General features: G+C 58.0%; 22 protein-coding genes. 16 read left to right on the plus strand and 6 right to left on the minus strand.

Features of this window, described 5'->3' with window-relative positions:
• The first annotated feature begins 11 nt into the window (after positions 1 to 11).
• Both ftsB and ispD read left to right on the plus strand, forming a co-directional pair.
• Complete coding sequence (ftsB, locus tag ACZRMH_RS06880; RefSeq protein ID WP_016782000.1) at positions 12 to 290, plus strand: cell division protein FtsB; 279 nt, start codon at positions 12 to 14, stop codon at positions 288 to 290.
• Entirely contained in the window at positions 287 to 991 is a 705-nt protein-coding gene (gene ispD, locus ACZRMH_RS06885; RefSeq protein ID WP_464012768.1) for a 2-C-methyl-D-erythritol 4-phosphate cytidylyltransferase, read from the plus strand. The genes ftsB and ispD overlap by 4 nt, the downstream gene beginning before the upstream one ends.
• Positions 992 to 1,126: 135 nt before the next feature.
• On the opposite strand, the gene ACZRMH_RS06890 is transcribed toward ispD, so the two are convergent.
• The gene (locus ACZRMH_RS06890) at positions 1,127 to 2,023 is read right to left on the minus strand and encodes a LysR substrate-binding domain-containing protein (protein WP_464012769.1); all 897 of its coding nucleotides are present in this window, start codon (positions 2,021 to 2,023) and stop codon (positions 1,127 to 1,129) included.
• Positions 2,024 to 2,131: 108 nt separating this feature from the next.
• Here ACZRMH_RS06890 and ACZRMH_RS06895 point away from each other — a divergent pair, with 108 nt between their 5' ends.
• The 8 genes from ACZRMH_RS06895 (at position 2,132) to rpoS (ending at position 9,399) form a co-directional block, all read left to right on the plus strand.
• Positions 2,132 to 3,244, plus strand: coding sequence for an S-(hydroxymethyl)glutathione dehydrogenase/class III alcohol dehydrogenase (locus tag ACZRMH_RS06895; protein ID WP_464012770.1), 1,113 nt, complete (start codon positions 2,132 to 2,134; stop codon positions 3,242 to 3,244).
• A 159-nt stretch (positions 3,245 to 3,403) separates the two neighbouring features.
• The gene (gene fghA / locus ACZRMH_RS06900; protein ID WP_464012771.1) at positions 3,404 to 4,249 is read left to right on the plus strand and encodes an S-formylglutathione hydrolase; all 846 of its coding nucleotides are present in this window, start codon (positions 3,404 to 3,406) and stop codon (positions 4,247 to 4,249) included.
• Positions 4,250 to 4,311: 62 nt separating this feature from the next.
• Positions 4,312 to 4,785 (plus strand): 2-C-methyl-D-erythritol 2,4-cyclodiphosphate synthase, encoded by a 474-nt coding sequence (ispF, locus tag ACZRMH_RS06905; RefSeq protein WP_048359885.1) that lies wholly within the window; start codon positions 4,312 to 4,314, stop codon positions 4,783 to 4,785.
• Positions 4,782 to 5,840, plus strand: a complete 1,059-nt coding sequence (gene truD / locus ACZRMH_RS06910; RefSeq protein ID WP_464012772.1) for a tRNA pseudouridine(13) synthase TruD — start codon at positions 4,782 to 4,784, stop codon at positions 5,838 to 5,840. Before ispF ends, truD begins: the two co-directional genes overlap by 4 nt.
• Positions 5,828 to 6,577: a 5'/3'-nucleotidase SurE gene (surE, locus tag ACZRMH_RS06915; protein WP_464012773.1), complete on the plus strand. Its 750-nt coding sequence runs from the start codon at positions 5,828 to 5,830 to the stop codon at positions 6,575 to 6,577. Before truD ends, surE begins: the two co-directional genes overlap by 13 nt.
• Before the next feature lie 41 nt (positions 6,578 to 6,618).
• Entirely contained in the window at positions 6,619 to 7,254 is a 636-nt protein-coding gene (locus ACZRMH_RS06920; RefSeq protein WP_169845246.1) for a protein-L-isoaspartate(D-aspartate) O-methyltransferase, read from the plus strand.
• 206 nt (positions 7,255 to 7,460) lie between these two features.
• Positions 7,461 to 8,288, plus strand: a complete 828-nt coding sequence (locus ACZRMH_RS06925) for a peptidoglycan DD-metalloendopeptidase family protein (protein WP_464012774.1) — start codon at positions 7,461 to 7,463, stop codon at positions 8,286 to 8,288.
• 106 nt (positions 8,289 to 8,394) lie between these two features.
• The gene (gene rpoS, locus ACZRMH_RS06930) at positions 8,395 to 9,399 is read left to right on the plus strand and encodes an RNA polymerase sigma factor RpoS (protein WP_016782010.1); all 1,005 of its coding nucleotides are present in this window, start codon (positions 8,395 to 8,397) and stop codon (positions 9,397 to 9,399) included.
• A gap of 642 nt (positions 9,400 to 10,041) precedes the next feature.
• On the opposite strand, the gene ACZRMH_RS06935 is transcribed toward rpoS, so the two are convergent.
• The 3 genes from ACZRMH_RS06935 to ACZRMH_RS06945 are packed head-to-tail and all read right to left on the minus strand — an operon-like array spanning position 10,042 to position 12,592.
• Positions 10,042 to 11,091, minus strand: coding sequence for an alkene reductase (locus ACZRMH_RS06935; RefSeq protein ID WP_464012775.1), 1,050 nt, complete (start codon positions 11,089 to 11,091; stop codon positions 10,042 to 10,044).
• A 20-nt stretch (positions 11,092 to 11,111) separates the two neighbouring features.
• Complete coding sequence (locus ACZRMH_RS06940; protein ID WP_464012776.1) at positions 11,112 to 12,278, minus strand: MFS transporter; 1,167 nt, start codon at positions 12,276 to 12,278, stop codon at positions 11,112 to 11,114.
• Between the two features lie 11 nt (positions 12,279 to 12,289).
• Positions 12,290 to 12,592, minus strand: a complete 303-nt coding sequence (locus ACZRMH_RS06945; protein WP_464012798.1) for an ArsR/SmtB family transcription factor — start codon at positions 12,590 to 12,592, stop codon at positions 12,290 to 12,292.
• A 154-nt stretch (positions 12,593 to 12,746) separates the two neighbouring features.
• On the opposite strand from ACZRMH_RS06945, the gene ACZRMH_RS06950 reads away from it, so the two are divergent.
• From ACZRMH_RS06950 to ACZRMH_RS06960, 3 genes are all read left to right on the plus strand, one after another.
• Positions 12,747 to 13,334, plus strand: coding sequence for an acyl carrier protein phosphodiesterase (locus ACZRMH_RS06950; protein WP_464012777.1), 588 nt, complete (start codon positions 12,747 to 12,749; stop codon positions 13,332 to 13,334).
• A gap of 482 nt (positions 13,335 to 13,816) precedes the next feature.
• Entirely contained in the window at positions 13,817 to 14,086 is a 270-nt protein-coding gene (locus ACZRMH_RS06955) for a short-chain dehydrogenase (protein WP_464012778.1), read from the plus strand.
• Positions 14,087 to 15,012: 926 nt separating this feature from the next.
• Positions 15,013 to 15,282, plus strand: coding sequence for a short-chain dehydrogenase (locus ACZRMH_RS06960; RefSeq protein ID WP_464012779.1), 270 nt, complete (start codon positions 15,013 to 15,015; stop codon positions 15,280 to 15,282).
• A 172-nt stretch (positions 15,283 to 15,454) separates the two neighbouring features.
• Here the strand turns inward: ACZRMH_RS06960 and ACZRMH_RS06965 are convergent, their stop codons facing one another.
• Positions 15,455 to 16,246, minus strand: coding sequence for a lysophospholipid acyltransferase family protein (locus ACZRMH_RS06965; protein WP_464012780.1), 792 nt, complete (start codon positions 16,244 to 16,246; stop codon positions 15,455 to 15,457).
• Entirely contained in the window at positions 16,246 to 17,001 is a 756-nt protein-coding gene (olsB, locus tag ACZRMH_RS06970) for an L-ornithine N(alpha)-acyltransferase (protein WP_464012781.1), read from the minus strand. Before olsB ends, ACZRMH_RS06965 begins: the two co-directional genes overlap by 1 nt.
• A 238-nt stretch (positions 17,002 to 17,239) precedes the next feature.
• On the opposite strand from olsB, the gene ACZRMH_RS06975 reads away from it, so the two are divergent.
• From ACZRMH_RS06975 to ACZRMH_RS06985, 3 genes are all read left to right on the plus strand, one after another.
• Positions 17,240 to 17,830, plus strand: coding sequence for a YceI family protein (locus ACZRMH_RS06975; RefSeq protein WP_464012782.1), 591 nt, complete (start codon positions 17,240 to 17,242; stop codon positions 17,828 to 17,830).
• Position 17,831: 1 nt separating this feature from the next.
• Entirely contained in the window at positions 17,832 to 18,989 is a 1,158-nt protein-coding gene (locus ACZRMH_RS06980) for a phospholipase D-like domain-containing protein (protein WP_464012783.1), read from the plus strand.
• Between the two features lie 103 nt (positions 18,990 to 19,092).
• Positions 19,093 to 19,728 carry a LysE family translocator gene (locus ACZRMH_RS06985; protein ID WP_464012784.1) on the plus strand — a complete coding sequence of 212 codons (636 nt, stop codon included), beginning with the start codon at positions 19,093 to 19,095 and terminating at the stop codon, positions 19,726 to 19,728.
• The last annotated feature ends 79 nt before the right edge of the window (positions 19,729 to 19,807 follow it).

Consider the following 19,807-nt stretch of genomic DNA (forward strand, 5'->3'; position numbering starts at 1 on the left):
CCTGATATTCGATGCGCAGTCCCAATTGGTTGTTTCTCATCTTGCTCTTGCTGCTCGCGGGCCTGCAGTATCGCCTGTGGGTGGGAAATGGCAGTTTGGCGCAGGTTACCGACCTGACCCAGCAAATAGCCGATCAGCGTGCTGAAAACGAAATCTTGCTGGAGCGTAACCGCGTGCTGGATGCGGAAGTGCTGGAGCTGAAAAAAGGCATGGAGACCGTTGAAGAACGTGCTCGCCATGAGTTGGGCATGATTAAAGAGGGTGAAACCCTCTATCAGTTGGCCCAATGAGTTTTTCGTCACCGGCCTTTTGGGCCGTGATTCCTGCCGCGGGTGTGGGTGCCCGTATGGCCGCGGACCGTCCCAAGCAGTATTTGCAGCTGGGCGGGCGCAGTATTCTCGAACACAGCATCAGCTGTTTTCTTGATCACCCGGGCCTTAAGGGGCTGGTGGTCAGTGTCGCTTTTGATGATCCTTTCTGGCCGTCCTTGCCCTGTGCTGGCGACCCTCGTGTTGTGCGGGTAGACGGCGGGCGTGAGCGTGCGGACTCGGTGCTCAATGCATTGTTGCACCTGCATACGCAGGGCGCGGCGGATGACGATTGGGTATTGGTCCACGATGCGGCCCGGCCCAATCTGTCCCGTGAAGACCTGAACAAGCTGCTCAGCGAATTGGCAGACGATCCTGTCGGTGGTTTGCTGGCGGTTCCGGCGCGGGACACACTCAAGCGCGTGGACAAAAATGGTCGGGCAGTAGAAACCGTTGATCGCAGCTTGATCTGGCAGGCCTATACGCCGCAGATGTTCCGCCTGGGCGCCTTGCACCGCGCCCTGGCGGACAGCCTGGTGGCCGATGCGACCATCACCGACGAGTCTTCGGCGATGGAGTGGGCCGGTCTGGCTCCGCGGCTGATCGAAGGGCGTTCGGACAATATCAAGGTCACCCGCCCGGAAGACCTTGAGTGGTTGCGTTTGCGTTGGGTTAATCGCTGAGCGAAGCTGTGATGGAATTGCCTTGGGTTTTTGTGGGAGCGGGCTTGCTCGCGATACAGGCGGCGCGGTTTTTCAGGAAAACCTCGGTGAGGCCATCGCGAGCAAGCCCGCTCCCACAAGAGACATACGCAGTTCTTAACCCTGATACTCCTCCCGCTTGGCCAAACCTTCCTTCAAATAATCCACCAGTTTTCTGACCTTCGGCGACAAGTGCCGCTGCTGCGGGTATAGCGCCCAGACCGCAGTGTTGGGTGGCTGATGGCCGTCGAGCAAAGCCACCAGCGCTCCACTCTTCAAATGCTCCAGTACGTAATAGTCCGGTAACTGACACAGCCCCACACCCTGTAGTGCCGCATCCAGCACCGCCTGCCCGCTGTTGCAACGCCAATTGCCTTGCACTCGCTGCGAAAACTCTCGTCCGTCCTGCTGCAATTGCCACAGATCCGAACTGCCAATCAAACAGTTATGCCGGCTCAATTCCGACAGGCTATGGGGGCGACCATAGCGCTCCAGATACGAAGGGGATGCGCACATATACATGCGCCGGGGGGCGAGTCGCGTCGCCACCAATCTTGAGTCCTGCAAACGCCCCAGTCGTATCGCCAGATCCAGGCTTTCATGCACCAGATCCAGCGGGCGATTGCTCAGTTCTATATCGACTCGCAACTGCGGGTACAACCCCATAAAGCGCGTTACCAGCGGCACGATAAAGCGTTCGCCATAGGCCACTGCGCAGGTCATGCGCAGCATGCCCTTGGGCTCGCTGGCCAGGTCACCGATCGCCCGCAGCGCTTCTTCGCGACCGTCTTGCAGGCGCTGGCAATGCTGCAAAAAAGTTTGCCCGGCTTCGGTCAGCGTGACCTTGCGGGTACTGCGATAAAACAGGCGGGTTTGCAGCCGCTCTTCCAGGCGCGCCACCTGACGGCTGATATGGGATGAAGAGACGCCAAGGCGCTCGGCTGCGGCGGTAAATTGGCCGCACTCGGCCACGGCGACAAATTCGTCTATACCTTCCCAGCGGTTCTCATTCATGGTTGATTGTCCCTGCATGGCAATAATGTTTTGCTTTTGTCCGGATTATTAATCAACCGGCGCTGATTTACACTCTGCGTCTTGTTTTTACTTTGCTGGAGACGATCGATGATCAAGTCACGTGCTGCCGTAGCGTTCGAGGCCAAAAAACCGCTGGAAATCGTGGAAGTTGACGTTGCCATGCCCAAGGCTGGCGAAGTGCTGCTGCGGGTTGTGGCCTCGGGTGTTTGTCATACCGATGCCTACACCTTGTCCGGCGCGGACCCGGAAGGCATCTTCCCGTCGATCCTGGGTCACGAAGGCGGTGCCATCGTTGAAGCCATCGGCGAAGGCGTGACTTCGGTTGCGGTCGGTGATCATGTCATCCCGCTGTACACCCCTGAGTGCGGCAAGTGCAAATTCTGCCTGTCGGGCAAGACCAATCTGTGTCAGGCGATTCGCTCGACCCAGGGCAAAGGCCTGATGCCTGATGGCACCACTCGTTTTTCCTACAAAGGTCAGCCGATTTTCCATTACATGGGTACTTCGACCTTTTCGGAATACACCGTGTTGCCGGAAATCTCGGTAGCGAAAATCCAGAAAGACGCACCGCTGGAGAAGGTTTGCCTGCTCGGTTGCGGCGTGACTACCGGGATCGGTGCGGTGCTCAACACCGCCAAGGTCAAACCGGGTGACACCGTGGCCATCTTCGGCCTGGGTGGCATTGGTCTGTCGGCAGTGATCGGCGCGGTGAAAGCCAAGGCGGCGCGAATCATTGCCATCGATATCAACCCGGCCAAGTTTGAAATTGCCCGGCAGTTGGGTGCCACCGATTGCGTGAACCCGAAAGACTTCGATCGCCCAATCCAGGAAGTGATCGTCGATATGACCGATGGCGGTGTCGACTTTTCATTCGAGTGCATCGGCAATGTACAGTTGATGCGTGCGGCGCTGGAATGCTGCCACAAGGGTTGGGGCGAGTCGGTGATTATCGGCGTGGCCGGTGCCGGTCAGGAAATTTCCACCCGTCCATTCCAACTGGTGACCGGTCGCGTCTGGCGTGGTTCGGCATTCGGCGGCGTGCGTGGCCGCAGCGAATTGCCAAGCTATGTCGACATGGCGCAAAGCGGCGAGATTCCGCTGGATACCTTCATCACCCACACCATGGGCCTGGAAGATATCAATAAGGCCTTTGACCTGATGCATGAAGGCAAAAGCATTCGTACTGTCATCCATTTCTAACTAACAGCAGCAAGCCTTAACGCCACAAAACACCTGTGGGAGCGGGCTTGCTCGCGATTGCATCGGCGCGGTCTGACTGAATGACCGAGTTGCTTGCATCGCGAGCAAGCCCGCTCCCACAGGGGGAAAAGGTGTTTTGCTTGCGGTCTGGAGCTGCCCATGACACTGGAAAATATCTCCTGCCAGAAAAGCTTCGGCGGCTGGCACAAGCGTTACAAGCATCGCTCGCAAGTGCTGGGCTGTGACATGGTATTTGCCGTGTACTTGCCGCCGCAGGCGGAGCAGGGCGCTAAATTGCCGGTGCTGTACTGGCTGTCGGGCCTGACCTGCACCGACGAAAATTTTATGCACAAGGCCGGGGCAATGAAGATGGCTGCCGCGTTGGGGTTGATCATTGTGGCGCCGGACACCAGCCCCCGTGGTGAAGGTGTGCCGGATGACCCGCAAGGCGCCTGGGACTTTGGCCTTGGCGCAGGTTTTTACCTCAATGCCACGCAAGAGCCCTGGGCCGAGCATTATCGGATGCATGATTATGTGGTGCAGGAATTGCCGGCTCTGGTTGAGGCGCATTTCCCTGCTTCGCAAAAGCGTGGCATCAGCGGCCATTCCATGGGCGGGCACGGGGCGTTGGTCTGTGCGCTGCGCAATCCGGGGCGTTATCAGTCGGTGTCGGCTTTTGCGCCGATCAGCAATCCGATGGATTGCCCTTGGGGGCAAAAGGCATTCACCCATTACCTGGGTGAAGAGCGTGCGCGCTGGCGTGAGTGGGATGCCAGTGTGCTGATTGGCGAAGCCAGTGAAAAACTGCCGCTGCTGGTCGATCAGGGTGATAGGGATGACTTCCTGGCAGTTCAGCTCAAGCCTGAAGTGCTGCAACAGGCCGCCAAACTGGCCGATTACCCGCTGACCTTGCGTTTGCAGCCAGGTTACGACCATAGCTATTTCTTCATCGCCAGTTTCATCGATGACCACTTGCGTCATCACGCAAAAGCGCTAAGTGCCTAATAGCGCCCAATGTTGGTCAAAGTAGGTAGAATCACGCCCTGACTTAATCGGGGCGTTTTTTTATGCGTATTGGCCACGGCTATGATGTGCACTGTTTCGCTGAAGGCGATTTCATTACGTTGGGCGGCGTGCGGATCTCCCACAAATTCGGGCTGTTGGCCCACTCTGATGGCGATGTGCTTTTGCACGCGCTCAGCGATGCCTTGCTGGGTGCTGCGGCACTGGGCGACATTGGCAAGCATTTTCCGGACACAGATCCGACCTTCAAGGGCGCGGATAGCCGCGTCCTGTTGCGTCATGTCGTGGGTCTGATCCATGCCAAGGGCTGGAAGGTCGGCAATGTCGACAACACCATCATTGCCCAGGCGCCGAAAATGGCGCCGCATATTGAAACGATGCGCGCGCTGATTGCGGCGGATCTAGAGGTTGATTTGGACCAGGTAAACGTAAAGGCCACCACCACCGAAAAACTCGGTTTTGTCGGTCGTGAAGAAGGGATCGCGGTGCACTCCATTGCCTTGTTGGTTCGCGCATGAACGAGTCAGATCTGCTTGGCCCGCGGGCCTACGGTGAAGCGCTGGGCACTGCTGTGCTCAAGGCCACGGCTGAAGACTTCCAGGTCGATGAAGTACTGGATATTCCGTTGTCCGGGGATGGCGAGCACCTGTGGTTGTGGGTCGAGAAACGCGGCCTGAACACCGAAGAAGCTGCCCGGCGCATTGCCAAGGCGGCGGGTGTGCCATTGCGCACCGTCAGCTATGCCGGTCTCAAGGACCGTCAGGCGCTGACTCGCCAGTGGTTCAGCGTGCAACTGCCGGGCAAGGCAGATCCTGATTTGTCGGGTGCTGAAAACGACACCCTGAAAATTCTCAAGAGCTCTCGGCACAAGCGTAAATTGCAGCGTGGTGCCCATGCGGCGAACGGCTTCACCTTGCGCCTGACACAAATGAGCGGGGACAAGGATGCGTTGCAACAGCGCCTTGAACTGATCGCCAAACAGGGCATACCCAACTACTTCGGTACCCAGCGTTTCGGCTGGCAGGGCGGCAACCTGGGCGAGGCCCGCGATTATGCGGCGCGCAAGGCCCTGCCTGAGCAACGCAATGTGCGTTCGCGGCTGCTGTCTACCGCTCGCAGCTACCTGTTTAACCAGGTACTGGCAGCGCGAGTGGCCGATGGCAGCTGGCAGCGGGCGCAGGTCGGTGATTTGCTGGCCTTTACCGACAGCCGCAGTTTTTTCCCCGCGGGGGAGGCTGAATGCAGCGACCCGCGCCTGGCCATTCTCGATCTGCACCCGACCGGCCCGCAGTGGGGCGAGGGCGAATCACCGACCACTGGCGCCACCCATGCGCTGGAGCAGTCGATTGCAGAGCGTGAAGCCGACTTGCGTGACTGGCTGGTGCGCGCCGGCATGAGCCATGAGCGACGCATCCTGCGACTGCCCATTGGCCGGTTGACGTGGCATTATCCGCAGCCTGACATTCTGCAACTGGAATTTGTTCTGCCGGCCGGATGCTTCGCCACTGTTCTGGTGCGCGAACTTGTTGATCTGGTGACGTTGGATCAAGCGGATAGCTTATGCGTATTCTGATTTCAAACGATGACGGGGTTACCGCCCCGGGCCTGGCCGCGCTCTATGGCGCGCTGGCTGACTACGCCGACTGCGTGGTGGTTGCCCCGGAGCAAGACAAAAGCGGCGCGAGCAGTTCGCTGACGCTGGACCGGCCGTTGCACCCCCATACCTTGGCCAATGGCTTTATCAGCATCAACGGCACGCCGACTGACTGTGTACACCTGGGCATTCACGGCCTGCTGGAGCAGCAGCCGGACATGGTGGTATCCGGCATCAACCTGGGCGCCAACCTCGGTGACGATGTGCTGTATTCCGGTACCGTGGCGGCGGCGCTTGAGGGGCGTTTTCTCGAACGCCCTTCGTTTGCCTTCTCGCTGGCGTCGCGTCAGTTGGACAACTTGCCGACTGCGGCGTTTTTTGCCCGCAAGCTGCTCGAAGCCCACGCATCACTGGACTTGCCGCCGCGTACGGTCCTCAATGTGAATATTCCCAACCTGCCGCTTGAGAAAATTCGGGGGATTCAACTCACCCGTCTCGGGCATCGGGCACGCGCAGCGGCGCCGGTACGGGTGGTTGATCCACGGGGCAAGGCCGGTTACTGGATTGCCGCCGCGGGCGACGCCGAGGACGGCGGCCCGGGTACGGACTTTCATGCCGTGATGCAGGGCTATGTGTCGATCACACCGCTGCAACTGGATCGCACCTTTGCTGATGGTTTTAAAAGCCTCAATGGCTGGCTGGAGGGTATGGGCTGATGGCGCGCGAGCAGGATGGCATGATGCACCGCGGCATTGGCATGACTTCCGAGCGCACACGGGAGCGGCTGATTCAGCGCCTGCGTGAAGAAGGCATCGTTAACCAGAACGTGCTTGAGGTCATCCGCCGCACGCCACGACATCTGTTTGTGGATGAAGCGCTGGCGCACCGGGCCTACGAAGACACGGCACTGCCGATCGGCAATAACCAGACCATCTCCCAGCCTTACATGGTGGCGCGCATGAGCGAGCTGCTGCTTGAGGACGGGCCGCTGGACAAGGTGATGGAGATCGGCACCGGTTCGGGTTATCAAACCGCCGTGCTGTCGCAACTGGTCGAACGCATCTTTTCTGTTGAGCGCATCAAGGTGCTGCAAGACCGGGCCAAGGAGCGACTGCTTGAGCTCAACCTGCGCAATGTGGTGTTCCGCTGGGGCGATGGCTGGGAGGGCTGGCCTGCGCTGGCGCCTTACAACGGCATTATCGTGACGGCAGTGGCCACCGATGTCCCCCAGGCACTGCTTGACCAACTGGCCCCAGGTGGGCGCCTGGTGATTCCGGTGGGGGCAGGCGAGGTGCAGCAACTGATGTTGATCGTACGCGAAGAGCACGGTTTCGCCCGACGGGTGATCGGCAATGTGCGCTTTGTGCCACTGCTAAACGGGCCGCTGGCCTGAGTCTTTGTACGAACCGGGTGAATTATAGGTCGGGCAGCGGGTCATAAAGCCCGTCACCCGGCCCAGCCCAGTGTTTGTTTAGGTTTTATACAGTGTGTTTATGAATCGGCTTTACAGTCTGTAAAAGCCCTGTAGCCAGTTATACTTGCGCCTAATGGGCCAGTACTGGCGTTCTAATTTTCAGCCATCTTCAAAGGGAGCGGCGGGTGAGTCTCACAGTCATTGCGCAGCGTATGAGCAGCAAAAGCTTTCAGAGACTGGCAGCCGGTCTGTTGCTGAGTGCCACACTGGCTTTGTTGGCGGCGTGCTCCAGCACCCCCAAAAATGGCGTCAACGTGGTCGACCGTAACGGCGTGGCCCAGCGCCCGGCAGTGACCACGGGGCAATACGCCGTGCGCCGCGGCGACACCCTGTTTTCGATTGCCTTTCGCTACGGCTGGGACTGGAAGGCGCTGGCGGCACGCAACAATATTGCGCCCCCGTTCACCATCGTTCCCGGTCAGGTGATTCGCTTCGACGGGCGCTCCGGTACCCAGCCTGCGGGTGGCAGCACAACGACGGTTGTCTCGTCTTCTTCGGGCAGCAAGACCACGGTAATCAAGCGCCCGGGCACTGTGACAAAGGCCCCGGTGGCTGCGCCGGTACTGCCGGCAGGCCCCGCACCCAAGGGCTGGGGATGGCCTTCTAATGGCATTTTGATCGGTAAATTTTCTTCAAACGGTAGTTTGAATAAAGGTATTGATATCGCCGGCGATTTGGGACAGCCTGTTTTAGCTGCGTCTGATGGTTCGGTTGTATACGCTGGCAGTGGATTGAGGGGCTACGGCGAACTGATTATCATCAAACACAGTGATACCTACGTCAGTGCCTACGGTCACAACCGCAGGCTTTTGGTTCGGGAGGGGCAGCAGGTCAAGGTCGGACAGACAATTGCCGAAATGGGGTCAACTGGTACAGACCGGGTGAAACTTCACTTTGAAATTCGCCGCCAAGGTAAACCTGTAGATCCATTGCAATTCCTTCCTCGCCGTTGATCGGTTACCAGCCTGTTCCTGATGTGGATAAGGAACAGGCTCCAGTGTTGCCAAGGACTAAGGCGATGCTAGAGCTTGAGGTCGAACTCAACAAAGGACTACTGCAATGGCTCTCAATAAAGAAGCGCCGGGGTTTGACATCGACGATGAGGTGCTCCTTATGGACTCCAGCATCGATAGCGACTTGATGTCAGAAGAAGACGATTCAGCCCCTACAGCTCGAACCAAGTCCAAAAAAGCACCCGCGACAAAACAGCACAAGTACATTGACTACACCCGGGCGCTCGATGCGACTCAGCTGTACCTCAATGAAATTGGCTTCTCCCCGTTACTCTCTCCCGCCGAAGAAGTTCATTTTGCGCGACTGTCGCAAAGTGGTGACCCGGCCGGGCGCAAGCGCATGATTGAAAGCAACTTGCGGCTGGTGGTGAAAATCGCCCGTCGCTATGTCAATCGTGGGTTGTCGCTGCTGGACCTGATTGAAGAGGGCAACCTGGGCCTGATCCGGGCTGTCGAGAAATTCGATCCCGAACGCGGCTTCCGCTTCTCGACCTACGCCACCTGGTGGATCCGCCAAACGATTGAACGGGCGATCATGAACCAGACCCGCACCATTCGCTTGCCGATCCACGTTGTCAAAGAGCTCAATGTCTACCTGCGAGCTGCACGCGAACTCACGCAAAAGCTCGATCACGAACCCTCCCCTGAAGAAATCGCCAACCTGCTGGAAAAACCTGTCGCAGAGGTCAAGCGTATGCTTGGGCTTAACGAACGGGTGTCTTCGGTAGACGTTTCCCTGGGGCCGGATTCGGATAAAACCCTGCTCGATACCCTTACCGACGACCGCCCTACAGATCCTTGTGAACTGCTGCAGGACGATGATCTGTCGCAGAGTATTGACCAATGGTTGTCTGAACTCACTGACAAGCAGCGCGAGGTGGTGATTCGCCGTTTCGGCCTGCGCGGTCATGAGAGCAGTACCCTTGAAGATGTAGGGCTGGAAATCGGCCTTACCCGTGAACGTGTACGCCAGATCCAGGTAGAAGGGTTGAAGCGTCTGCGAGAAATCCTTGAGCGCAATGGTTTGTCTAGCGAGTCGCTGTTCCAGTAGCGCACCACAGGCTGACTTGAAACCCCGAGCTTTTCGGGGTTTTTTGTGGGCGAGGGTTTATTCAAGGCTGTTTGCTGCGCTCGCCCGCTTTGATTTTTAACCATAGAACGTATGTTTTTTAAATTGTTGTTTAGGGTGTTGGGGTTGAAACGCAATGTCACGGGTGAGATTGATTATTTCCTGTAGGTCGCTGTAAGCCTTTACTTACTTTTTGCGTAAGCAAAGAGCTTAATTATAGTGGGCTAGTGGCTTTTTCTTATTCTGTTTACTTGTTAACTATATGATTTTTAAGGTGTTCTGTTTTTATAATGAGTTTCTCGTGTAATAAAAACCTATAACTCTCCTGCTTGCAGCAATCCCACAAGACTCTAGTATTTGAACTGTGTTGACGGATCGACACAGCGCTCAAGGAAGAACGCAGACGGACATCGCGGGACGCGATTCATCAGGATGATGAGAAGGAACAAAAGGGACTAGGGAAAAAATGTGGGCGGGTCAAACCGCCCCTTTTTTTTGCCTGAAATAAAGCGTTTTTATCCATGTACTCAAGCGCTCGCTGTACCCGGCTATATAAAAAAAAAACGCCCAAGGCCATAAGCCTCGGGCGTTTTGCGTTGCGCAGCGCTACAGCATTTTTAATGCTTACAGGGCCGGGTAGTCGATATAGCCTGTCGCGCCTTTGGAGTAAAAGCTCTCTGGGTGCGCTTCATTGAGCGGTGCATCCGCTTTCAGGCGCGCTGGCAGGTCAGGGTTGGCGATAAATGGCACGCCGAAGGCAACGGCATCTGCCTTGCCTGCAGCCAGCCAGGCATTGGCGCTGTCCTTGGTGAAGCTCTCGTTGACGATGTATGGACCACCGAACGCCTCCTTGAGCTGTGGGCCCAGGCTATCCGCTGCTGCATGCTCGCGGGCACAAATATAGGCGATGCCACGCTTGCCCAGCTCACGGGCAACATAACCAAAGGTTTCGGCCAGGTTGTCATCACCCATGTCGTGCAGGTCGGCACGCGGTGACAGATGCACCCCAACCCGTCCAGCGCCCCAGACGTCGATAGCGGCGTCGGTGACTTCGAGCAACAGGCGAGCGCGGTTTTCTACGCTGCCACCGTACTGGTCGGTGCGTTTGTTGGTGCTGCTTTGCAGGAACTGGTCGAGCAGGTAGCCGTTGGCGCCATGAATTTCGACACCGTCAAAACCGGCAGCCTTGGCGTTTTCGGCACCGGTGCGGTAGGCCTCGACAATATCAGCGATCTCGGCAGTTTCCAGGGCTCGTGGCGTCGGGAAATCAACCTTTGGGCGCACCAGGCTGACATGGCCTTTGGCGGCAATGGCGCTTGGCGCAACCGGTGCTTCACCGTTCAGGTACATCGGGTGCGAGATGCGCCCCACATGCCACAACTGCAGTGCGATACGGCCACCGGCTGCATGGACAGCCTTGGTGATGTTGGTCCAGCCGCGTACCTGATCGTTGGACCAGATGCCCGGGGTGTCCGGGTAGCCGACACCCATTGGCGTCACCGAAGTGGCTTCGCTGAGGATCAGGCCGGCAGAAGCGCGCTGAACGTAGTATTCAGCCATCAGCGCATTGGGTACCCGGCCTTCATCGGCACGGCAGCGAGTCAGCGGCGCCATGATGATGCGGTTGGGCAGCTCGAGATCGCCCAGCTTGATCGGATCGAAAATCGTGGTCATTTATACAGCCCTCTCAAAGATCAGTTTGTGGCAGTTGCCAGCTCGGCATTGCCGTTCTGGCGAAAAGTAATCAGGGTCACCAGCAGCGCCAGGATCGCCAGCGCAGCAGCTGCCAGCGGCACGCTGGTGAGGCCGAAACCGTGAGCGATAACACTGCCGCCCACCCAGGCGCCCAGGGCATTGCCGACGTTGAAGGCACCGATGTTCAAAGTAGAAACCAGGTTAGGTGCAGCCTTGCCGAAGGTCACGACGTTGATCTGCAGCGCCGGAACGGCGGCAAACGAGGCGGCGGCCCAGAGGAACAGGGTGATCTCGGTCGGAATTACGGCCACGCTGGTCCAGGTCAGCACGGTGGACATCACGGCCATGGCGATAAACACACCGATCAGGGTGGCGGCCAGACGCTTGTCGGCCAGCTTGCCGCCGATGATATTGCCCACCGTCAGGCCCAGGCCGATCAGCAGCAAGGTCCAGGTCACGCCGCTTGGCGATACGCCGGTGACATCACCGAGCAAGGGGGCCACATAGGTGAAGAGGGTGAACATCGACGCGGAAAACAGCGCGGTCATGCTCAGTGAAAGCCAGATGCCAGCGCCCTTGAGCGCGGCCAGTTCGGCCCGCATGTCGAGTTTTTCCTCGTCACGTTTGGCGGGCAGAAAGCGGATCAGGCCGATCAATGCCACCACACCAATCACGGTGACCGCGAAAAACGTCGAGCGCCAGCCTGCAGCCTGGCCCAGAGCGGTGCCCAGGGGTACGCCCAGCACATTGGCCAGGGTCAGACCGGTAAACATCAGGGCCACCGCCGAAGCGCGCTTGTTGGCGGGCACCAGGCCTGCGGCCACCACCGAACCAATGCCGAAGAACGCACCGTGGCACAGGGCTGTAACGACACGGGCAAACATCAGCACGTTGTAGTCACTGGCCAGGGCGCAGAGCAGGTTGCCGATGATAAAGATCACCATCAGCGCCACCAGGGCGGCTTTGCGCGGCAATTTGGCCGTGGCCAGCGCCATGAACGGTGCCCCTATGGCTACGCCCAGCGCGTAACCGGTGACCAGCCAGCCGGCACCGGGAATAGACACGCCAAGGTCGGCCGCGACATCAGGCAGCAAGCCCATGATCACGAACTCGGTGGTGCCGATGGCGAAAGCGCTGAGCGCCAGAATGAGTAGCGAGAGGGGCATGGAAGTCCTTGTTAGAGCTCTTGGCTGATTTTGTCGAGGAAGGCCTTGATGGTTTCCTCGTTACGTTTGAAGAAGTGCCACTGGCCATGCTTTTGGCTGGTAATCAGGCCAGCCCGTTGCAGCGTTGCCAGGTGGGCGGAGACCGTGGACTGCGACAGGCCGCAGAGTTGGTCGAACTGCCCGGCGCATACGCCGTGTTCGGTGGAGTGGACCTGGCCAGGGAAGGAGGCATCAGGGTCTTTGAGAGCGTTGAGAATTTCTCGGCGTACTGGGTGTGCCAGGGCTTTTATTATTTCGTCGAGGTCGATCGTCATGGTTGCAGTGCTCATTGGGTACAACGTTATATCGCGATGAGGCGAACTTTAAATCGTAATATCGCGATATACAAATATGATTTTGATCTTAGATCAGCTCAAATCGATATATCGGGTTATAACGATATTGGTATGGCAGTGCTAAACTGCGCGCATGAATTATCTCGCACATCTGCACCTTGGCGGTCAGCGCCCGGAAGAAATGCTTGGCAGTCTTTATGGCGATTTCGTCAAAGGGCGGCTGCACGGCCAATACAGCCCGGATATTGAACACGGTATTGCGTTGCACCGCAGCATTGATGTGTTTACTGACAGCCACCCCCTGGTTGATCAGGCGTTGTCGCGCTTTGCCCATACTCGCAGGCGCTATGCGGGTATCGTTCTTGATGTGTTTTTCGACCATTGCCTGGCGCGGGATTGGGGGCAGTATGGCGAAGGGCCGCTGGAGCGTTTTACCTCGGACTTTTACCGCGTGCTGGTGGCTGAGCAACAGCTGCCACGGCGGCTTGCCAGTATTGCGCCGCATATGGCGGCCCATGACTGGCTGGGTTCGTACCGTGATTTTGCCGTGCTGGAGCAGGTGTTCAACGGTATCGCCCGGCGCTTGTCGCGCCCTGAGGAGCTGGCCGGGGCGATGCAGGATTTGCAGGCGCTGTACGAACCGCTCAGTGAGGACTTTCGGTTGTTTTATCCGCAGTTGCAGGTGTATGCGGCGGGTTGTTACCGGAGGGGATGTGCGTAGCAGCTGACGAGGGACGAAGGCTGCGTTCGGCGACGAAGTCGTCGCAAAATCAGACAATGAGTTGTGTCAGTTAAACCAGGTTCACAGGGTTTACGACTGCTGCGTCGCAGTGGCGCACCAAACCGAACGCAGCCTTCGTCCCTCGGCAACTGCAGAGACTACAAGCTCACATTTTTTCAGGATTTTTCGCACAGGTTTGGCAATTGCTGGGGCGAGGGGGCGAGGCTTATAGTCTTCGTTCGCCGATAAGGCGGCCGGGTTTGGCGACCTGGGAATTGTCTAGAGAGAATGCGTAATTGCTATAAATATCGGAGCGTGTATTTTGCTCGCTGTGTTTTATGGCAGCTGTGCGTGGGAGATCTTCGGGTCTGCCGGGTTTCTCTGGGCTCTAACCGGTTCGCCAACCCGCGTACAGTGGCCACCTGTTTTTGTTTGGCGACGAAAACCGCTGGCTAGAATTTTAGAGCACCAGAGGTTTACTTATGACTAACTCACCGTTTGTCCCGCTTACCGCCATCGACTGCACCGTCCCCGCCTTATTGATCGACCGCAACGCGCCCCTCGACGTACTTCACGCAAACGCTGCCGCCCGCGTACTGGCCGTCACCCAATTGATGGAGTCGTTCTCCAGCCGTGAAGTTCAAGAGGCAGGTTCTGTGGATCTCAAGCATCTGGCTTTTGTTTCGGCGCAATTGCTGCGTGATGGGTGCGATTTGATGGATGTACTTGGCTGGCGGTTGCGGCCTGCCTGATCTTGTTTGTTTAACAGGTGTTTTGAGTACATATCCGGCATTTTCTTATAACTGGAATATTGGTTTCGCTCTTACAGCGAGTCCCTTTTGGAAGGACCCAAAAGGAACCAAAAGGTCCTCGCCCCATCGTACGGCCTTCGCTGCGCTCAGGTTCCCTCGCTTCGGTCCTGCTCCGTGGGCCCGCCGTGACGGGCCATCCATGGCCCAACACGGCTCTCCCGGCATCCATGCCGGTCGGCCCACTCCACAGAACCTCCACTCGGCCTCCCGGGAGGGCGGGCAGATCAAAAGCAATGCCCGCCGAGGCGGCCGACCGGCCGGCCTGTTTGGGGGTAGTACGTGTATCTGTCCAAGATTAGTTTTGTTTTTGCTTTTGCTTTTGCTTTTGCTTTTGCTTTTGCTTTTGCTTTTGCATTTTGTAATGCGGTTGTTCAGACGACGCGAAAGCCCATCACAGAAGGCCGAACGCAGGTGCTGTTATGGGGGTGGCGCGGCAGGACGCCGCGCCAGCCGCGATGGGCCATGGATGGCCCGTCGCGGCGTGCCCCCATAACAGTGCCGGAGTGAGGGAACCGTCGAGCCTAGGCGAGGCGGCCGTATGGTAGGGCAAGGCCTTTTTGCTTACTTTTGTGGCTGTTTGACAAAAGTGAGCCGCCGTAAGGGCGGAACCCGTAGAAAGCCGTGACACATCGAATGGATATGTACTCGGTGGTTCTAACTGGAATTGCGAGTGCATATCCAGCAGTGAGGCCATGCCCATCGTACGGCCTTCGCTGAGCTCACGTTTTTTCAGGATTTTTCGCACAGGTTTTGCAATTGCTGGGTCGAGGGGGCGAGGCTTATAGTCTTTGTTCGCCGATAAGGCGGCCGGGTTTGGCGACCTGTAAACTACCTAAGGAACAAACGATTACCCAAGAGGTTTACTTATGACTATCTCACCGTTTGTCCCGCTTACCGCCATCGACTGCACCGTCCCCGCCTTGTTGATCGACCGCAACGCACCCCTCGACGTACTTCACGCCAACGCTGCCGCCCGCGTACTGGCCGTCACCCAATTGATGGAATCGTTCTCCAGCCGTGAAGTGCAAGAGGCAGATTCTGTTGATCTCAAACATCTGGCTTTTGTTTCGGCGCAATTGCTGCGTGATGGGTGCGATTTGATGGATGTACTTGGCTGGCGGTTGCGGCCTGCCTGATCTTGTTTGTTTAGCGGGTGTTTTGAGTACATATCCGGCATTTTTGTCTAACTGAAATGCTGAATATGTACGCGGTGGGCCAGTGAATTTGCAACGTAGCTTTACCGTTGCACCGCGTCGCCTGCATCGCGAGCAAGCCCGCTCCCACAACATCCCCGAGCATGGTCCCAACTCAAATCATCGCCCCCACTCTTTCCGGCAGCGGATCTGTTTGCGTGACCGGCGCGGTCACCACTCTGCGTATTGCTTCCTGTGCCCTGAACGCCAGCACGGCACGCTCTTGCGCCTGGCTGGCAATGGGCGCCAGCAGATGAATCTCGACGTCGCCCTGTTCATGGCTAAACAGTCGCAGCAGATGTGACAGCAAATCGTCATCGCCAATAAACGGCGCTATCGCATCGACCTCGCCATTGCGCAAATAACGGATAGCTACAGGTTGCAGAGGCACACGGCTCTCAATCGCCGCTGACAGCAACCGACCATGAAAAGTACGCACCGAGCACCCATCAGTGGTAGTGCCTTCTGGAAACATCAGCAAGGGCAGCGGTTGCTGCAAGTGGCGGGTCATTTGCTCCCGAATCAGCTGGCTGTCACCCGCGCCCCGGCGGATAAACAAACTGCCAGCCTTGGCCGCCAGCCACCCGGCTACGGGCCAGCCGCGTACCTCGGATTTTGACAGGAACGACAGCGGAGTCAGTTGTCCCAGCAGCGCAATATCGGTCCAGGACACATGATTGCTCACCCACAGCATGGGCGTTGCCGGTAACTCCCCGACCACGCTGACGCGAAAGGGCAGGGCATTGCTCAGGCGTGTCATGAAAAATTGCGACCAGCGCTGGCGGCGATCCATCGTGCTGTTCAGGCGCAAGCGCTCAAGCACCCCGAACACACCGGCCATGCCCAAGCCCAGGCTGACCACTGCGAGTACCCGTGCCACCCGGCCATATCGGCGCAAGCGGCTCATCACATGGCCGCCTTGAAGTGGCGGGCATAACGCGGGCACAGTTCATCGCGCTTGAGCAGGATAAACACGTCGGCCACCTGAAAATCTTCATCCCAGCAGGGCTCGCCGCAAACTTTTGCGCCCAGACGCATATAGGCCTTGAGCAGCGGCGGCATTTCGGTGATGACGTTGGCGGGCACTTCCTGCGCCGGTAACGGATTTTTCGGTTCGGCGCGCAAATGCTCCGTACACAAATAACGCTCGCGCAGGCGCTGCATGATCGCCCGGGCCTGGATGCCGCCATCCTGCATCGGGATGCTGGCACAGCCCATCAGGTAGCGATAATTGCCCCGGTTGAGCACTTCTGCCAGTTCGCTCCAGAGCACGGCGATGGTGCCGCCATTGCGGTAGGCCGGGTCGACGCAGGTGCGGCCAATTTCAAGCACCGGGCCTTGCAGGTTGCCCAGCCCGTGCAGATTGAACTCTTCTTCACTGTAAAAGTGGCCGATGCTTTTTGCCGCGCTGTGATCCAGCAAGCGGGTGGTGGCTACCAGTTGGCCGCTATTGAGATCGCGTACCCCGATATGTTCGCAATATGCGTCGTAGCCGTCCTCGTCCAGCCCGTGTTCGGCGCTTTTGAGTTTGGCTTTCAACTCGCCGCTGAACACACGAAAACGCAGGGCCTGAGCCTCACGTAATGCCGCAGGGCCGAGCAAACGCTCAGCCTGCAAGCGACGTTCTGGAGCGGTGTCGCGGATACGGGCGATCTGGGACATTGCGAATCTCCGTGCAGGCACTGCGCCCGCGTTGGGTTTCTGCCAATCGACTGAGGTGTGCAACTTCAGGCTAAGCAGGTGCAATGTCACCTCTGTGACGTTTGGATGATGCTTGTATGACAGGCCCCCGGGAGGAACTGTCGGTGCTGGTTGACGTCCTAACTGGGTGGAAAAAAGTCCAGCCAAAACCGCTCGCCGGGTTTAATGTTCACCCACGTTTATTTTTCGATGAGTTTTTATGCTTAAAGCGTTGTTTTCTTCTGCCTGCGCCCTATTGCTGACCCTTGGTGTAAGCCTGTCTGCCCAGGCCAACTGGTACCTGGATGGTGAGTCGTCACGATTGTCATTTATCACCACGCAAAATGCCAATATCGCCAATGTGCATCGCTTTCTGGTTCTGCACGGCAAGGTCGATCGCAAGGGCCAGGCGCAATTGCGTATCGAGATGGACTCGGTCAACAGTGCAGTGCCCCTGCGTGATGAGCGCATGCGTGACGTGCTGTTTGATTTCAAGCATGTCCCCGAAGCGCAGATCACCACGCAGATCGACCTGCAACCGATCAACGACCTGGCTTCCGGTGCGCAGCTGGAGTTGAAGTTGCCGGTAATGGTCAGCTTGCGTGGTAAACAACACACCTATGAAGCGGAGCTGTTGGCCACCCGCCTGGATGAGCGACGTTTTCAGGTCGTGACCCTGGAGCCGCTGATGCTGCAAGCCGAGGATTTTGGCCTGCAACCGGAGCTCGAAACCTTACGCAAACTGGCCGGGCTTTCGGCCATCAGTTTTTCAGTACCGGTGAATGCGGTGCTGATTTTCACGGCCCGTTAAGATGGCCGGCGCGGTGTTCGGCTGGCGTAGTGACAATCAGTTCGAGCTGCTGATTGACGGGCCGCAATTCTTTCCCCGAATGCTCGCCGCTATCGAACAGGCGCAGGAACAGATTGATCTGGAGTTGTATCTGGTTGAAGCCGGTGACTGCGCCGAAACCATCGTCAAGGCCCTGGAACAAGCCGCCTGGCGTGAGGTGCGAGTGCGCTGTCTGTTTGACGGTTATGGCAGCCTGGGCTTTGGCCTGAGCTTGCGCCGCAGGTTGACCGAGGCCGGCGTCGAGCTCAGGTATTACAACCCGCTGAGCTGGCGCCGTGGCCTGAACAATCTGTATCGCGATCATCGCAAGTTGTTGCTGGTGGATCAGCAACTGGCCGTGGTGGGCGGCACCGGCGTCACCGATGAGTTCTGGCGCCCCACGCAAAACACCTGCGACTGGCATGAGGTGATGGTGCAGATACAAGGCCCGCTGGTGCTGGACTGGCAGATGCTGTTTGATCGCCAATGGCGCGCCAATATCAGTCGCAAGGCCTGGAAACCGGCGACTCACTTTGGCCTGGCGAAGTTGCCCAGCGTACCCGATGAGGCTGAGGGCATGGGCCGTGTGGCCTACGCGGATGCCCATCAACATCGCGATATCCTGCAATCGCTGGTGCGTGCGATCAACAGCGCCAAGCAGCGAATCTGGCTGGCCACCCCCTATTTTTTACCGACCTGGAGCGTGCGCCGCTCGCTGCGCCGGGCAGCAGCGCGGGGTGTCGATGTGCGGCTGCTGCTGACCGGGCCGCGTACCGACCATCCTTCCGTGCGCTACGCCGGGCACCGCTACTACCCACGGCTGCTAAAGTCCGGGGTGCAGATACTGGAATACCAGCCCTGTTTCCTGCATTTGAAAATGGTGCTTATCGACGATTGGGTCAGCATTGGTTCGTGCAATTTCGATCACTGGAACCTGCACTTCAACCTTGAGGCCAACCTCGAAGCGCTGGATCCGGTGCTGACTCAGGCGGTGGCCGCCAGTTTTGTCGCCGATTTCGCCCAGAGCCAGCCCGTGAGCCTGCAAGATTGGCAGTCACGCCCGCTGTGGCGGCGGGTAAAACAGCGGATCTGGGGCTGGGTTGACCGGTTGGTGGTGAATGTTTTGGGCCGGCGGCACTAAATTTCGTTCGGCACGCGGTTACATAACCTTTGAGAACGTGCAAAATCGAGCCACTTCACGGGCAATGGACGAACGTGAGGTCCGATTTCCTGGAGCGTTTTGCATGACACCTTCGTTGTTATTGGCCGTACTGGCTTCCGGCTTTATCTATGGCATCACCCCGGGGCCGGGCGTGCTGGCTGTCTTCGGCATTGGCGCTGCCCGTGGGCGACGTGCCGGGGCCGGTTTCCTGTGCGGGCATTTGCTCGGTGATGTGATCTGGTGCAGCACGGCGCTGATTGCCATCGTCGGCGCCCGTGAATTTGGCAGCACCGCCTTTAACGTACTGGGTTTGATCAGCGGGTTGTATCTGTTCTGGCTGGGCCTGCGCGCTGTTCGCGCCCAGCGCAGCAGCGGTGCTCAACAGGGACCTGCGCGGCAACCGTTTGCCCACGGCATTTTCTTCGGCCTGACCAACCCCAAGGCGTATCCGGTGGCGGTGGCAACTTTTACCGCGTTGTTGTCCAGCCGTGCAGAACTGCTGACCTGGGCCATGTTGCCCTGGTTGATCGCCTTGAGCTTTGTGGGCGGGGCATTGGCCTATGCGATTCTGGTCGGTATTGTCGGCGCCGGGCATGTCAGGGCACTCTATCAGCGTCATGAGTTGTTGATTACCCGGCTGTGCGGGGTGATGTTTATCGGCTTTGCCATCAGTGCGTTGATGCATGCGCTGCCCGGGCTGTTACAAGCTATCGTTTGAAGTCACTGGCAGGGAATGCAGTGCTGCGTCGGTCTCAGGGATGAATGTTGTGGTTTAACCCTGAGGCATCGAGTTGGCC

Source organism: Pseudomonas sp. B414 (genome assembly GCF_055408445.1).

Bases quoted from the DNA above. Each gene is read 5' to 3' on its own strand.
- ftsB (WP_016782000.1), top strand. From the start codon at position 12: ATGCGCAGTCCCAATTGGTTGTTTCTCATCTTGCTCTTGCTGCTCGCG.
- ispD (WP_464012768.1), top strand. From the start codon at position 287: ATGAGTTTTTCGTCACCGGCCTTTTGGGCCGTGATTCCTGCCGCGGGT.
- ACZRMH_RS06890 (WP_464012769.1), bottom strand. From the start codon at position 2,023: ATGAATGAGAACCGCTGGGAAGGTATAGACGAATTTGTCGCCGTGGCC.
- ACZRMH_RS06895 (WP_464012770.1), top strand. From the start codon at position 2,132: ATGATCAAGTCACGTGCTGCCGTAGCGTTCGAGGCCAAAAAACCGCTG.
- fghA (WP_464012771.1), top strand. From the start codon at position 3,404: ATGACACTGGAAAATATCTCCTGCCAGAAAAGCTTCGGCGGCTGGCAC.
- ispF (WP_048359885.1), top strand. From the start codon at position 4,312: ATGCGTATTGGCCACGGCTATGATGTGCACTGTTTCGCTGAAGGCGAT.
- truD (WP_464012772.1), top strand. From the start codon at position 4,782: ATGAACGAGTCAGATCTGCTTGGCCCGCGGGCCTACGGTGAAGCGCTG.
- surE (WP_464012773.1), top strand. From the start codon at position 5,828: ATGCGTATTCTGATTTCAAACGATGACGGGGTTACCGCCCCGGGCCTG.
- ACZRMH_RS06920 (WP_169845246.1), top strand. From the start codon at position 6,619: ATGACTTCCGAGCGCACACGGGAGCGGCTGATTCAGCGCCTGCGTGAA.
- rpoS (WP_016782010.1), top strand. From the start codon at position 8,395: ATGGCTCTCAATAAAGAAGCGCCGGGGTTTGACATCGACGATGAGGTG.
- ACZRMH_RS06935 (WP_464012775.1), bottom strand. From the start codon at position 11,091: ATGACCACGATTTTCGATCCGATCAAGCTGGGCGATCTCGAGCTGCCC.
- ACZRMH_RS06940 (WP_464012776.1), bottom strand. From the start codon at position 12,278: ATGCCCCTCTCGCTACTCATTCTGGCGCTCAGCGCTTTCGCCATCGGC.
- ACZRMH_RS06945 (WP_464012798.1), bottom strand. From the start codon at position 12,592: ATGACGATCGACCTCGACGAAATAATAAAAGCCCTGGCACACCCAGTA.
- ACZRMH_RS06950 (WP_464012777.1), top strand. From the start codon at position 12,747: ATGAATTATCTCGCACATCTGCACCTTGGCGGTCAGCGCCCGGAAGAA.
- ACZRMH_RS06955 (WP_464012778.1), top strand. From the start codon at position 13,817: ATGACTAACTCACCGTTTGTCCCGCTTACCGCCATCGACTGCACCGTC.
- ACZRMH_RS06960 (WP_464012779.1), top strand. From the start codon at position 15,013: ATGACTATCTCACCGTTTGTCCCGCTTACCGCCATCGACTGCACCGTC.
- ACZRMH_RS06965 (WP_464012780.1), bottom strand. From the start codon at position 16,246: ATGAGCCGCTTGCGCCGATATGGCCGGGTGGCACGGGTACTCGCAGTG.
- olsB (WP_464012781.1), bottom strand. From the start codon at position 17,001: ATGTCCCAGATCGCCCGTATCCGCGACACCGCTCCAGAACGTCGCTTG.
- ACZRMH_RS06975 (WP_464012782.1), top strand. From the start codon at position 17,240: ATGCTTAAAGCGTTGTTTTCTTCTGCCTGCGCCCTATTGCTGACCCTT.
- ACZRMH_RS06980 (WP_464012783.1), top strand. From the start codon at position 17,832: ATGGCCGGCGCGGTGTTCGGCTGGCGTAGTGACAATCAGTTCGAGCTG.
- ACZRMH_RS06985 (WP_464012784.1), top strand. From the start codon at position 19,093: ATGACACCTTCGTTGTTATTGGCCGTACTGGCTTCCGGCTTTATCTAT.